Raw genomic sequence first — 14,357 nt, forward strand, 5'->3', positions numbered from 1 at the left:
AGTACGGAACTTAGTTCTGTATTTAAAATTTGCTCGATTTTAAATGAATCTTTCAATAGGCACCACAACCGCTTTGATTGGATTGTTGGTTTCTAATTTTTCATTAAAGGATTTTATAAGACTGAATAGCTCATCAATATTTTTTTCTTCGGTGAAAGAAAAGAACATTTCAGAATCTGCACCACTATGTTCACTTGCAAACCAATTGGCACTTAACCTTGCCGTGGTACTGTTTTTAAATCCTTCAATATCGGACTCACTGAAATTACTAATTTGAGCCTGTTTAAATAATTGGATAATATCCTTTTTGTAGTAATCCACTACGGTGACTATGACTAATTTCATTTGTTTGTGTTTTAGTTTCTCGCGGATTTCACAGATTCACGCAGATTGTAGTGTTTGTTTTTCTGCGCAAATCTGTGAAATTTGCGGAACAATTATTACTTATAATTCTTCTTCTCTATCATATAATACACTAATGGCACCACCAACAATGTTAATACTGTTGACACAATTGTTCCTCCCATTAATGAGATTGCTAATCCTTGGAAAATTGGGTCAAACAAAATCACGAAAGCGCCAATTACAACTGTTCCCGCAGTTAATAAAATTGGTGTGGTTCTAACGGCTCCTGCTTCAATTGCAGCTTGTTTTAGCGGTACACCTTCTGCTGTTCTTAAGTTAATAAAGTCAATCAGTAATACTGAGTTTCTCACCATGATTCCGGCTAAAGCAATCATGCCTATAAAAGAAGTTGCTGTAAAGAATGCTCCCATAAGCCAATGTCCTAGAATAATTCCGATTAGGGATAATGGGATCGCAACCATCATAACAATTGGTGCTTTAAAGTTTTGAAACCATCCTACAATTAAGATATATATTAAGATAATAGCTCCTAAAAAGGCAATACCTAAATCTCTAAAAACTTCTAAAGTAATTTGCCATTCGCCATCCCATTTAACCGTATAGTTATCTTCAAACTCTGGTTGACCTAAATACATTTCATTAATCTCAAAGCCTTGTGGTAATGGAATTTCTTTCAATTTTTCTTCCATACCAAGAATAGCATACGCAGGACTTTCTAAGTCTCCAGCCATATCTGCCATCACATAAACCACACGTTTTTGATTTTTATGGTAAATGCTTTTTGCTGCAATAGTTTGAGAAATATCAACCAAATCTGAAATTGGTACCATGTGACCTTGTTTCGATTTTACCTTCAATTGTGAAATATCTGTAATAGTCGATTTCTCTTTTTCATCCAATGCCAGTACGATACCTATTTGGTTAACAGCATCCTCATCGTACAGCGTTGTAATCGCTCTATTAGATAACGCCATATTCATAGTGTATGCAATTTGCTGTGGCGCCACTCCATACAACATGGCTTTCTCTTTATTGATATCAAATTGATATTCAATTTGGTCGTCTTCAACCATCCAATCAATATCAACCACATCAGTTGTATTCTTTAAGATATCTTGAACATGGTTTGCAACTTTAATCTGTTCATTATAATCAGGTCCATAAATTTCGGCAACAATAGTTGATAATACAGGTGGTCCTGGTGGCACTTCTACCAACTTCACATTGGCATTATATTTCGCTGCAATTTTCTGAATATCTGGACGCATTAATTTAGCGATATCATGACTCTGCGCTGAACGGTCTTCTTTGGCTAATAAATTCACTTGAATATCTGCCATATTAGATCCACCACGCAAATCGTAGTGACGCACTAAACCGTTAAACGTAATTGGTGCAGACGTCCCAACGTAGTTTTGATAATTGACCACTTCTGGTCTATTAGATAAGTATTGAGAAATCTCTTGAGCGACAACACCAGTACGTTCTAAGGTGGTACCTTCTGGCATATCAATCACCACTTGAAACTCATTCTTGTTATCAAAAGGCAACATTTTTACGGCTACCGAATTGGTAAAAAATAAGGCCATCGTTCCTATTAACACTGCAAAAGTTCCTAATAAAAACAACCAACGTTTGCCTTTACTTTCTAAAAGTGGTCTTTCAAACTTGTTGTAAATTCTATAAATAAGCGTGTCTTCAACCGCTTTTTCAGGTTGCTCTTCTGCTCCTTTCTTGTCTTTTTCTCTTAAGAAAATATACCCTAAATATGGTGTAATTGTTAGAGCAACAAATAAGGATAAAATCATAGCAATAGATGCTCCAATTGGCATTGGTGCCATATATGGCCCCATTAAACCAGACACAAAAGCCATTGGTAAAACAGACGCTATTACCGTAAAGGTTGCTAAAATGGTTGGGTTACCAACTTCGTTAATAGCATATAAAGCAGCTTGTTTAAATGGCAAGCGTTTCATTTTAAAATGCCTGTGCATATTTTCGGCAATGATAATTGAGTCATCGACGACGATTCCTGTTACAAATACTAATGCGAATAACGTGATTCGGTTTAGTGTGTAATCCATCATATAGTAACTCAACAAGGTTAACGCAAACGTAATTGGCACGGATAAAAACACAACCAATCCACCTCGCCAACCCATGGCTAACATGACCACAATGGTTACTGCAAAGATAGAACCGATAAGGTGTAATAGTAATTCTGACACTTTATGAGATGCTGTTTCACCGTAGTTTCTTGTAATTTCTACATGCACATCATCTGGAATTAACGTACTACGTAAATGGTCTACCTTGTCTATAATCACTTCCGCGATTTTCATGGCATCTGCACCTTTTCGTTTGGCAACAGAAATGGTAACTGCAGGATATTCTGACTTGTACTCAGCTGATTTTTCACCTCCTTTTCCAAAGCCTAAACTCACGTAATTCTGTGGCACTTCTGGCCCATCGATAATGTTAGCGACTTGTTTTAAATAAATTGGCTGATTTTGTTGCACACCAACCACTAAATTTTCAACATCAGTTACTGAGGCTAAGAACTTACCTGTATTTACCAAAAACTCCGTATCACTTTTATCAAAACTCCCAGCACTTAATTGACTGTTATTGGCCTTAATCATTTCTGAAACTGACAAGAAATCTAATCCACTCGCTGCTAATTTATCCTTATCTAAAACTACACGTAACTGACGGTCTCTTCCTCCAATTTTATGAGTAATCGCCACATCATTTACCTTCTTAATCTCAGCCTCTAATTCTTGAGCCATTTGGTTGAGTTGGTAATCGTCATAATTCTCACTCCACAAAGTTAAACCCAACATTGGCACATCATCAATAGCACGTGTTTTCACCAACGGAAACGTTACACCAGCTGGCATTTGGTCCATGTGTTTATTGATTTCGTTGTACATTTTCACAAACGAACGCTCAATATCTTCGCCCACATAAAACTGAACAATCACCATGCCTTGTTCCTTCATGGACGTTGAATACACATATTCTACACCTTTAATATTCGATATTAATTGCTCTAAAGGTTTAATGACACGCGATTCTACTTCCGTAGGACTTGCGCCAGGATAACCTACAAAAATATCTGCCATTGGCACATCGATTTGTGGTTCTTCTTCACGCGGAATTAAAAACGAACTATATACACCAACCACCATAAATACAATCATTAAAAGCACGGTGAGCTTCGATTGCATAAAGACTTTGGCTATTTTACCTGCGATTCCTTCTTTCATTTTGTTTATTTATTTTGGGCGTTACTTTTTACTCATACCTGTCAGGTTTTAAAAACCTTACAGGATCGCAAAAAGTCAGGCTATACACTATATCTTTTTACTTGTTTTCGATACAAATTTGCTTAGGCAAATTCACTCAAACTGACGTAAAAAGGATGCCGTTTCTATCCTTAACGCGCGTACTCTTTTGTGTTATTTACTCCTCTTTATTAAGTCCTACACGATTTTTGAAACCTTGCAGGATACTAAAAACTGTGACTGCGACTGTCTACTGATACCTACTGCACACTGATTTTTGCTCCATTGTAAAGTTTTCCTTCAGCAGAAACGATATACGCTTCATCTGCATTTAAACCCGATAATACTTCTACTTGGTCTCCAAAGGTTCTTCCTAAACGCAACCATCTTAATAATGCTGTATTACTTTGACTTACGGTATACACACCAGATAATTGTCCGTTTGTTATAATAACATCACTTGGAATTAAGACCATTGCTGTTACTGCTTTTCTTTCTACAGGAAATTGTACTGTTGTAAACATTCCTGATAAAATATTGACTTCTGTTTTATCTAAAGCTATTTTTACCAAATATTGTCCACCTGTGTTTTTGGCAGATGTACTTACTTCAGCTACCTTTCCTTTTAAGGTTTGATTAATTGATTTCACCAATACGTCAACAGTAGTTCCTTTTTTTATTGCAGAAATTTCAGATTCAGGTACCATAGCCATCACTTCAAAATGTCCTGGCGTTTCAATGCTTATTAATGGTGCTCCTGGATTTGCCATATCACCAGCTTCTACATTTTTACTTGTAATGGTTCCGTTAAAAGGTGCCGTAATATTACTATACGTAAATTGTGCATTAATTTCGTTTTTCATTTGATTGGCAGATTCTAAACGTGCTTTAGCCATTTCAAAATTGGCCGTTATATCATCCATCTCTTTTTGAGAAGCACTATTATCTGCGAACAAGTTTTTAAAACGATTATAATCTTTTTGTGCATTATTGAAGGCAGCTGTTGCTTCTGATATGCCAGCATTTACTTGTGCTCGTTTGGCTTGTAAATCGGCATTATTAATAGACACTAATAATTGTCCTTTTTTAACCTTATCGCCAACATTAACATGAACTTTATTAACGTAACCCATCATTCTAGTACTTAAATCAGCACTATTAACTGCTTGAATTTTCCCACTTACAGCCAAAAATGGACTATTCGTATTGGCTTCTACCTGACTCGTTTTTACCGTAATTGCAGGTGAATTATCGGTAATTGGCTTTTTGTCTTCACTTCCGCAACTCGCTAGTAATAAGGCTAAGGAAAATGTTAGAATTGTATATGTTTTTTTCATTTTGATTGTTTTTATTTTAATACCTACAAGGTTTTAGAAACTTTGTAGAAAAAATTATTCTTTGGTTAAAAATTCTAAATAGGCTTGTGCGTAATTGTATTCGAAAATGGTTTGGTAATATTCTAATTGCTTTTGAGCAAATTGTGTATCTGCCATTAATAAATCAGACGTTTTTTCTAGTCCTTCTTTAAATCTATTGGTTCTTATTCTTAAAGATTCTTCTGATTGTTCTAAAGCTAAAGCTGTTAATTTTAACTTATTTTCTGCATCCAATAAGGCACGTTTTGCTTTGTTTAATTCCAAATTACTTTGAGACACATATTGTTTGTATTCTAATTTTGATTTTTCGAATTCTGATTTACTTTTTTGTGCTTTCCCAAAGCGTTTAGAGCCTTGAAAAATATCCCAACTTAATTGTGCGCCAAATAAATAACCACTAGCGTCGGCTTGAAAAATTTGATCGTCATACAACTCGTAACTTCCAAATGCATTTAATCTTGGTAAGAATGCCATTTTATCAGCCTTATTCATAGCTTCATAAGCCTTTGAAGCCAATTCCATGGCTTTAATATCCGAACGATTTTCAGAAATAGATTTATCTTCCATTGCAAAAGTTGAAACCGTTAACTCATCTGTTGGTGTGTAAATCACATACGTCTCATCATTCATTAAAAACGATAAGTAGTTAGAGGCATTTTGTACGTTACTTTTAGCCGATTGTAATTGATTTTGAACTTCAGTTACTCGCACTTCAACATTCAACACATCTGAGCGTTGTAAATAGCCTTGTTTAAAACTATTGTCTGCTAATTTTTTATTGGCATTTGCAGCATCTAATGCTTTTTCTAAAACATCAACCGCTTTATAGGCCAGTTGTAATTGCATGTATGCTTTTTCAACTTCGAAAGCCAAATACTCTTGTGTACGTTCTGTTTTTAAAGACATCGCTTCCATTTTAGATTTGGCAGCTTTACGTTGGTACATGCCATCAAAATTGATTAATGGTTGTTGAATTTCGAATTTTGTAGCGTAGTTTTCAATCTGCGAAGGATCATTTAATAATGCAGGATTAAAATCGTTTTGCGTTAATATTTCTTGATTCAACTTAGAACCAAAAGCCATTAATGGATTCGTTGTCGCTATTGCGGTATGACTTGCTGTAATATTAGGTAAAAACACTGCATTGGTTTGTCTAAAATCGGCTTTCGCTTGTTTAAACTCCTCTTCAGAAATCTTAATACTTGTATTATTTTCTGAAACTCTACTTAAAACCTCAGTTTTTGATATAGACACTGCATCTTGTGCCTTCACTGATATTGTAAACGCTAAAAGTAATAGTGGTATATAAATATGTTTTTTCATCAATTATTAATTTATAGTACAAATGTACATTAGGTAAAATCAGAAGTTAGTAACAAAGGTTACCAACGAAAAAGGCATTTATAAATCCTTATAAATGCCCTTTTACTAACCAACCAAAAAAAACTGATAACCACATCAGCTAACTTTTCTTGTGCCTCCATGCCCTCCAGCTACAACTAACATTATTTTTATACTTAAATAAATGAATTTGAAAAACTGAATGACAGGATTCATCATTTTAAATCTTTGATATTTTGAAATTCTTTGTGTCATACTAACTTGGCTGTTTGTAAAATCAAAGCTTTTAATTCTAATTAAACCGAACAAACCCCATTTTATATTACAAAAGTAAGTCAACATATAGTAATACTTGGTAACTAATGTTACTCAACAAAAATGAATTACGATTAAATCATTTTTTTTTAATAAACAAATACAATCTTTCTTAGTCTTCCCTTTCCGAGTGGCAAAATATCCTTAAATTTATTCCCTTTAATTTTTCAAAATTCTCAACAAGACATCTTTTCATTTTTGGATATCTTGTAAAGATATAATCCAAAATTCTCATGAATATTACTGCAGCATATACCGATCTCTATCAAATTACAATGGCTCAAGTTTATTTTGGCACTAAACCTAATGGACGCGCGGTATTTGATTATTATTTTAGACATAATCCTTTTAAAAGTGGGTATTCCATTTTTGCAGGACTAGAAGATGTCTTAGATATTCTTGAAACCCTCGAGTTCTCTTCATCAGATATTTCCTATTTGAAACAAAAAGGGTTTGAAAATGATTTTTTAGACTATTTAAAGAATTTCCGATTTAAAGGAAATATTTATTCGAGTAAGGAAGGCGATGTTGTATTTCCTAACCGACCAATACTGCAAGTAGAAGCCAATATTATAGAAGCTCAGATTATTGAGACGCTTTTACTAAACATTCTTAATTTTCAAACCTTGATTGCTACAAAGGCTAGCCGAATAAAATTTAGTGCTAAAGATGGTATTCTCTTAGATATGGGCTTACGTCGTGCACATGCTACAGGTGGCTATTATGCCTCTAGAGCTGCAGCCATTGGTGGTTTTGACAGTACGAGTAATGTTAAAGCTGCCGAAGATTACGATATTCCTTCTACAGGTACTATGGCACATTCTTTTATTCAAAGTTATGATGAAGAATTACAAGCTTTTAGAGATTTTGCTAAAATGCGACCAGAGAATTGCGTCTTCTTAATAGACACTTATAACACCCTTAAAAGTGGCCTACCCAATGCTATTACTGTAGCCAAAGAAATGGAAAAACGAGGAGACCGTCTCTTAGGTGTGCGTTTAGACAGTGGTGATTTAGCCTATTTATCTAAAAAAACACGTGCTATACTTGACGATGCGAATTTGAGTTATGTAAAAATTGTAGCATCTAACCAATTGGATGAATATGTTATAAAAAGTTTGAAGGAACAAGGTGCGTCCATTGACATTTTTGGTGTTGGCACAAATCTAGTGACCGGAAAACCTGATGCTGCCATGGACGGTGTTTATAAATTAGCAGAATATAACGATACACCAAGAATCAAGCTTTCTGAAAATATTATTAAAATATCGCTTCCATTTAAAAAGCAAGTTTACCGAATGATAGACGCTAATGGTATGTTCTATGGTGCCGATGCCGTAACACTTTCTTCTGAAGATAACGTTACATTAATGGAACATCCTTTTGATACAACAAAAAGTTTAGACCTCAATTCATTTAAGCATGAGCCTTTACTTGAACAGGTTATGAAAAATGGAAAAAGAATAGTTCCGCCTCGATCGGTTACTGAAATTTCGAAATATTCGCAATCACGTTTAAAACAACTTCCTAATGAATACAAACGTTTTCAGAATCCACATATCTATAAAATTGGACTGAGTTCAACACTTAAGAAAGAACGTGACACTTTAATTAATAAGCATAAATTCTAAACTAAGCGATATTAAAAAATACATTCAAAATTAAATTCTACTCATGAAAACGCTACTAATTATTGATGCGCAGAACGATTTTATACCAAACGGTTCTCTTCCTGTTCCCAACGGCAATCAAATTATTCCTGTAATTAATAAGATTCAAGATCAATTTGATTTAATCATTGGCACACAAGATTGGCACCCTAAAGACCATATCAGTTTTGCTAGTAATCATGACGAAAAATCTGTCTTTGATGAGATTGAAATTCATGGGCAACCACAAACTTTATGGCCAAATCACTGTGTGCAAGGTACAGCAGGTGCAGCATTTCATCCGGATTTAAATACTGACAAATTTGAAGCTATTTTTAGAAAAGGAACCAATAAAACTATTGATAGTTACAGTGCTTTTTATGACAATGGCCATTTAAAATCAACCGGATTGGCTGGTTATTTAAAAGAAAAAGGAACCACACAGCTTTTTCTATGTGGTTTAGCTGCTGATATTTGCGTATATTTTTCAGCACGCGATGCTGTTAAAGAAGGTTTTGATTGCTTTTTTATTGAAGATGCTTCTAAAGCATTGGATAAGGACGTCTTTGAAAAACTAAAAAAGGAAATGATTGCTATGGGTATTCAGATGGTAACATCAACATCTATTTAATAGTTATTATACCATTAAATAGATGAGTTCTAGATATTAATCCCATACTAAGTTCTAATCATTATTTTAGTTCACGTTTCTTGTGCCACCATGGCCTCCTGCAACGACTATCATTATTTTGATACTTAAATAAATGAATTTGAAAAACTGAATGATAGGATTCATCATTTTAAATCTTTGATATTTTGAAATTCTTTGTGTCATGGTATTTTAATTTTCACGGTTATATTTCTGTGACTTAACAAATTTGATTCCTTTATTAATAAAACACCCCTAAAGTCCCCTCGAGGGGACATTACTCTTATGTGTTTACTCAAAATTCATTAGCTCACACTAATTTTAAAAAAAAGCTTACTCAGGAATCAACCACCAAAATGGTCGCATTTTAGCTTTGTAAATAAAAGCATAGTGTAAAGCTAATTTTAACCAGTGACCAGCTAAACCAATTTCCCCAAAAGTTTTACCGAGTTGACGTCCTTGTGTTTTAGGATATTTTTCATAATCTGGAACAATGGGATAGGTTGTAATACTAACTCCACTTCCATTAATTAATCCAAAACCTGCAGAAGCAATACATGCTGCTCCCATATTTCCCATAGAACCTTTGTGGCTTAAGGACTCTTTTCCACTCTTTATAGAATCAATAATATTATCTGCTACTAACTTCGCCGTGATACCAGATGGCATTCCTGTTCTTGGTGGTGCTGGTGAAATAACCGTTCCGTTTTTACTCGTTCTTGGTTTAGAAATAGCGTGTGGTGGTGCAAACGCAATACCAGGTGCGAAAATGTTTTTATAACTTGGATTTTGATACGTTTCCGGCCAATCCTTTACAGACCATTCTTCATAAGGTTTTGGTGTGTAATCTGCATCAACAATCATGAACCCTTTAAAGAGTTTTTCTGTAATGTCGTTTTCATTTTTGTCATAGGCTTTAAAACCATGACCAGAAAACGAAGGAATTAACATGGCAAAATCATAAGCTTCTGATTTCTGTTCTCCTTCTAAATTTTCGTAATGTGCTACGCCATCTTCAATTTTATTAACGCCTGCTCCTAGAATCCATTTAATGTCTCTGTCTTCAAAAACCATTTCTACCATTTCATGAGATTTCATGGTCATGCTTCCGTAGCTTAACAACATACCATCCATCCCGAAATCACCTAATTGATATTCGTTAGAAATCCAAGTGACTTCAGCCATATCACGTACATTATGCTTACGCAATTCTTGTTCTACATTTAATATATATTCAAAAGCAGCACCTTGACAGGTTGATTTTGCATGACCTGTACCAATTAAAATTTTAGCTTTTTTACCAGCTTTCATTTCTTCAATTAGCGCTTTTAAACCTTCCCAAGCATGGTCAGCATGTGAATATGTACAAACAGAATAGGCTTTATTTTTACCAGGAATTAAGCCTTCAGTAGCTTCAAAATTTAATTTTGGTCCTGTGGCATTAATCAAATAATCATAAGTTATTTTTTCTTGTTGTCCTTTCTTTTCTCCAACCACATATTCGGATAAAACATAAGGTTTCTCTTCGATTTTATCCCCTTCAGGAAAAAAGGAAATCGCTTTGGCTTGCTTATAACCAATACCTTTCTTTTTATATAAAGGCGCTAACGGAAAATAGATTTTTTCTGATTTCATTCTACCAATTCCCACCCAAATGTTAGACGGAACCCATTGGTAATTACTGTTAGGTGATACCACAACAACTTCGTGCTTTTTCGGTAGTTTTCTGCGTAAATGTGTAGCTGCAACGTGACCAGAAATTCCGGCTCCAAGAATGACAATTTTAGACATAATCATTAATTTTAATTAAAGGTAATATCAAATAAAATGACACACAGCAACTAATGTTACACAAGTCTTTTAATTCGTCTTCTTATAACTCCAAACCGCTAATCCATTCATTATAAAAGCATAAAGGGCTGTTTTTAATAACTGTGGAAGAATATCGTTAAAACCAGAACCTTTAAGCATCACCATACGCATAACTTCTACAAAATATCTTATTGGGTTAAATTCGGTAAGTGTTTGAGCCCATTTTGGCATACTCTCTATTGGTGTAAATAAACCACTCATTAAAATAAAAATGACTGTAAAAAACCACGCAATAAACATAGCTTGTTGTTGCGTATCTGTAAAATTAGAAATGAACAAACCAATACCTAAAATGACTAGAATATAAATTGATGTATATAAATACATAAGTGGTAAACTCCCTAGCATTGGAACATTAAATATGACTTTGGCTAAAATTAACCCAACAGTTAGTAAGCCCATTCCTATGACCCAAAACGGAAAAAGTTTCCCAATAATAAACTGGCTCTTTTTAATTGGTGTGACGTTGATTTGTTCTAGAGTACCAATTTCTTTTTCGCGGACAATATTCATTCCTGAAAGGAAGAGCGTAATCATAGTAACTAGTAAAACCAATATACCAGGAACCATAAAGGTTTTATAATTTAAAGTTTTATTATACCAAAATAATGGAATAGTCTCTATAGTAATTGGTTGTATTTGTTTGTCTGAAACTTGAAACACATCTACTTTTATGTTTTGATTAAAACGTTGTACAATTTGTGTGACATATACATTTTCTACTCCTGCTGCTGCGCCATCAATTGCGTTTATAGTTACGCCTAAGCTGTTCTGTTTTTCTTTTTGTAAATCGCGTTCAAAATAGTGTGGAATTTGTAAAAGCACATCCACTTCTCCTTTTAACATCGCTGAACTTGCTAATGCTTCCGAAGGAAAATCTGTTAACACATTAAAGTAAGTAGATGCGTTAAATTTTTCAACTAAGGCTCTAGACGTTGATGTGTGGTCGTTATCAATATAACCAAATTTGATATTTTTGACTTCAAACGTAGCTGCATTAGATAATATAACGAGCTGTAATAATGGTAAAACAAAAATGATAGGAAGCATGCCTTTATTTCTAAAGATTTGCTTGAACTCCTTTTGTATGATGTATAAAATTGTTTTCATATTATTTCCTGCGTAGGCAGGAATCTTTTTTTTAATTCTTAGACCTACAAGGTTTTTAAAACCTTGCAGGACAACTAACTTTTTTTACTCTAATCGTATTTTATATTTCTTCACACTTAATCCAATAAAAAAGATGGTCATTCCAACTAAAATCAAGGTTTCTTTCCATAGATATTGTAACCCTACTCCTTTTAGCATAATCCCTTTTATGATGATGATAAACCATTTTGCAGGAATGATGTTACTAATCACTTGTAATGGTAAAGGCATGCTTGATATTGGAAAAATAAAACCTGATAATAGAATTACAGGTAGCATTAATCCCATTAAAGAAATCATCATTGCTGTTTGCTGTGTTGCAGAAATTGTTGAGATTAAAATCCCTAAAGCTAATGCTGTGATTATGAATAAAACACTTTCAAAAGCTAATAAAAACAAGCTTCCTTGAACTGGCATTTTAAATATGAATATGCTTAAAACTACAATGACGATGGCGTTTATAATAGACAGAAAAATATAAGGAAACACTTTACCAACAATAACTTGAATTGGTTTTATAGGTGACACTAAAAGGATTTCCATAGTTCCTAATTCCTTTTCTCTTGTAATAGAAATTGAAGTCATCATTGCGGAAACGAGCATTAAAATGATAGTCATTACACCAGGAACAAACATGTAGACGCTTTTTAATTCTGGATTATAAACCATTCTGGTTTGTGGTACAATTTGATAGGCAATTGTGATGTCTTTATTCAATCCTTTTTGATATTGCTGAAGAATAGCATTGACATAATTACTTATTGTATTTGCAGTATTAGGATCTGTAGCATCTGTAATAATTTGTATAGTTGCTGTATGATCTTTAATTAAGCTTTTACTGAAACCTTCCTCGAAATTTAAAACGGCTTTTACTTTTCCTTTTTTGAAAATAGTTTCAATATCTGATTCTCTATCAATAAATTGATTGATACTAAAGTATTTTGAAGCTGAAATTTTATTAATAATTTCTTTTGTTGTTGCGTCTTTTGAATGGTCTAAAACAGCAATATCTACATTGTTTATTTCATTGGTAATCGCAAAGCCGAAGAGCATAATTTGTGCTATTGGCATTCCGAAGAGAATAAACAACGAGCGTCTATCTCTAAAAATGTGATAGAATTCTTTTTTTATGAAGCCTATGAATCTTTTCATTATTTATTTCTTTTCTCCCGCAGATTTCGCAGATTACCGCAGATTTTTTTTAAATGTTATCTTTTGATTTTACATTTATTTTTCACGTCAAAATCCTCTTTATCTAAGAGATGTTTTCTCCCGCTGGTTCCGTTGATTATCGCTGATCTTTTTTGTTTTTTCCTTGACTTGATATTTACTATTTCTACTCAAACCTGTATTATCTCAAGATAATTTTATATCTCTGTTTCTCCCGCTGATTTCGCTGATAAGCGCTGATCTTTTTTTGTTTTTATTTGATATTTACTCTTTCTACTCAAACCTGTATTATCTGCTGGACATTTTTTATAACTATCTATCTCCCGCTGATTTTACTGATTACCGCTGATCTTTTTTAATTTTTCCTTTATTTACTCTTTCTACTCTAACCTGTATTATCTCAGGATAATTTTATATCTCTGTTTCTCCCGCTGGTTCCGTTTATTATCGCTGATCTTTTTTGTTTTTTCCTTGACTTGATATTTACTCTTTCTACTCTAACCTGTATTATCTCAAGATAATTTTATATCTCTGTTTCTCCCGCTGATTTCGCTGATAAGCGCAGATTTTTTTAAGTCCATTTCTGCGAAAATCTGAGAAATCTGCGGGATATTTTTTTATAATCCATGTACTTTTCTAAAAATCCCTTTTGTTATATCATCCACATTGAAGTTCACTAAAATACCTAGTTTTAATTCTGAAATTTTTAAGTAAGTCAAAACTTGCTTGTGATGTACTTTGGATAAAGTTTCTACCGATTTTATTTCGATTATTACTTTATTATTAACTAATAAATCTAATCTGAATCCAATTTCTAATTCTATACCATCATAAAACACAGGCAACGGAACTTGTTTTTTAACTGATAATCCTTGTTTCTCTAGTTCATACATCAACACAGCTTCGTATACAGACTCGAATAAACCCGGACCTAATTCATTATAGACTTTAAAAATCGCTCCTCTGATTATATAGGATATTTCATTTTCTGTTTTTTCCTCCATAATTATTTGATTTTTATTTCCGTAGATTACGCAGATTATCGCAGATGTTTTTTTTAGTATTATTCCTTATATAATATTTACTCTTTCTGCTAAAATCCGCATTATCTGCTGAACATTTTTCTTATAAACTCTATATATCCCACTAATTTTGCTGATAAGTGCAGATTTTTTTTAAGTCC

The 14,357-nt window shown here is 33.5% G+C and carries 10 protein-coding genes; 2 read left to right on the forward strand and 8 right to left on the reverse strand.

Annotated elements, in window-relative coordinates:
- Positions 1-39 precede the first annotated feature (39 nt).
- From VDP25_RS02965 to VDP25_RS02980, 4 genes are all read right to left on the reverse strand, one after another.
- Complete coding sequence (locus VDP25_RS02965) at positions 40-345, reverse strand: hypothetical protein (RefSeq protein ID WP_334466667.1); 306 nt, start codon at positions 343-345, stop codon at positions 40-42.
- A 95-nt stretch (positions 346-440) separates the two neighbouring features.
- Positions 441-3,635, reverse strand: coding sequence for an efflux RND transporter permease subunit (locus VDP25_RS02970; protein ID WP_334466669.1), 3,195 nt, complete (start codon positions 3,633-3,635; stop codon positions 441-443).
- Between the two features lie 278 nt (positions 3,636-3,913).
- Positions 3,914-4,990 (reverse strand): efflux RND transporter periplasmic adaptor subunit, encoded by a 1,077-nt coding sequence (locus tag VDP25_RS02975; protein ID WP_334466672.1) that lies wholly within the window; start codon positions 4,988-4,990, stop codon positions 3,914-3,916.
- 54 nt (positions 4,991-5,044) lie between these two features.
- On the reverse strand, positions 5,045-6,352 hold the full coding sequence (locus tag VDP25_RS02980; protein ID WP_334466675.1) for a TolC family protein: 1,308 nt from the start codon (positions 6,350-6,352) through the stop codon (positions 5,045-5,047).
- A 566-nt stretch (positions 6,353-6,918) separates the two neighbouring features.
- On the opposite strand from VDP25_RS02980, the gene VDP25_RS02985 reads away from it, so the two are divergent.
- Both VDP25_RS02985 and pncA read left to right on the forward strand, forming a co-directional pair.
- Complete coding sequence (locus tag VDP25_RS02985; protein WP_334466677.1) at positions 6,919-8,316, forward strand: nicotinate phosphoribosyltransferase; 1,398 nt, start codon at positions 6,919-6,921, stop codon at positions 8,314-8,316.
- Between the two features lie 43 nt (positions 8,317-8,359).
- Complete coding sequence (gene pncA, locus VDP25_RS02990; RefSeq protein ID WP_334466680.1) at positions 8,360-8,965, forward strand: bifunctional nicotinamidase/pyrazinamidase; 606 nt, start codon at positions 8,360-8,362, stop codon at positions 8,963-8,965.
- 351 nt (positions 8,966-9,316) lie between these two features.
- Here pncA and VDP25_RS02995 read toward each other — a convergent pair whose 3' ends face one another.
- The 4 genes from VDP25_RS02995 to VDP25_RS03010 all read right to left on the reverse strand — a co-directional run bounded on the left by VDP25_RS02995 (position 9,317) and on the right by VDP25_RS03010 (position 14,178).
- A complete protein-coding gene (locus tag VDP25_RS02995; protein ID WP_334466683.1) occupies positions 9,317-10,774 on the reverse strand; it encodes an NAD(P)/FAD-dependent oxidoreductase in 1,458 nt (485 codons plus the stop codon).
- A 69-nt stretch (positions 10,775-10,843) separates the two neighbouring features.
- The gene (locus VDP25_RS03000; protein WP_334466686.1) at positions 10,844-11,965 is read right to left on the reverse strand and encodes an ABC transporter permease; all 1,122 of its coding nucleotides are present in this window, start codon (positions 11,963-11,965) and stop codon (positions 10,844-10,846) included.
- Positions 11,966-12,049: 84 nt separating this feature from the next.
- Positions 12,050-13,156 carry an ABC transporter permease gene (locus VDP25_RS03005; protein ID WP_334466689.1) on the reverse strand — a complete coding sequence of 369 codons (1,107 nt, stop codon included), beginning with the start codon at positions 13,154-13,156 and terminating at the stop codon, positions 12,050-12,052.
- Positions 13,157-13,791: 635 nt separating this feature from the next.
- On the reverse strand, positions 13,792-14,178 hold the full coding sequence (locus tag VDP25_RS03010; protein WP_334466691.1) for a GxxExxY protein: 387 nt from the start codon (positions 14,176-14,178) through the stop codon (positions 13,792-13,794).
- Positions 14,179-14,357 lie beyond the last annotated feature (179 nt).

Source organism: Winogradskyella sp. ECml5-4, from assembly GCF_036903175.1.
GTDB lineage: Bacteria > Bacteroidota > Bacteroidia > Flavobacteriales > Flavobacteriaceae > Winogradskyella > Winogradskyella damuponensis.

What these genes read in the sequence shown, in the direction of transcription:
- VDP25_RS02975 (WP_334466672.1), bottom strand. Translation starts at nt 4,990, where the DNA reads ATGAAAAAAACATATACAATTCTAACATTTTCCTTAGCCTTATTACTA.
- VDP25_RS03010 (WP_334466691.1), bottom strand. Translation starts at nt 14,178, where the DNA reads ATGGAGGAAAAAACAGAAAATGAAATATCCTATATAATCAGAGGAGCG.
- VDP25_RS02980 (WP_334466675.1), bottom strand. Translation starts at nt 6,352, where the DNA reads ATGAAAAAACATATTTATATACCACTATTACTTTTAGCGTTTACAATA.
- VDP25_RS02995 (WP_334466683.1), bottom strand. Translation starts at nt 10,774, where the DNA reads ATGTCTAAAATTGTCATTCTTGGAGCCGGAATTTCTGGTCACGTTGCA.
- VDP25_RS03005 (WP_334466689.1), bottom strand. Translation starts at nt 13,156, where the DNA reads ATGAAAAGATTCATAGGCTTCATAAAAAAAGAATTCTATCACATTTTT.
- VDP25_RS02970 (WP_334466669.1), bottom strand. Translation starts at nt 3,635, where the DNA reads ATGAAAGAAGGAATCGCAGGTAAAATAGCCAAAGTCTTTATGCAATCG.
- pncA (WP_334466680.1), top strand. Translation starts at nt 8,360, where the DNA reads ATGAAAACGCTACTAATTATTGATGCGCAGAACGATTTTATACCAAAC.
- VDP25_RS02965 (WP_334466667.1), bottom strand. Translation starts at nt 345, where the DNA reads ATGAAATTAGTCATAGTCACCGTAGTGGATTACTACAAAAAGGATATT.
- VDP25_RS02985 (WP_334466677.1), top strand. Translation starts at nt 6,919, where the DNA reads ATGAATATTACTGCAGCATATACCGATCTCTATCAAATTACAATGGCT.
- VDP25_RS03000 (WP_334466686.1), bottom strand. Translation starts at nt 11,965, where the DNA reads ATGAAAACAATTTTATACATCATACAAAAGGAGTTCAAGCAAATCTTT.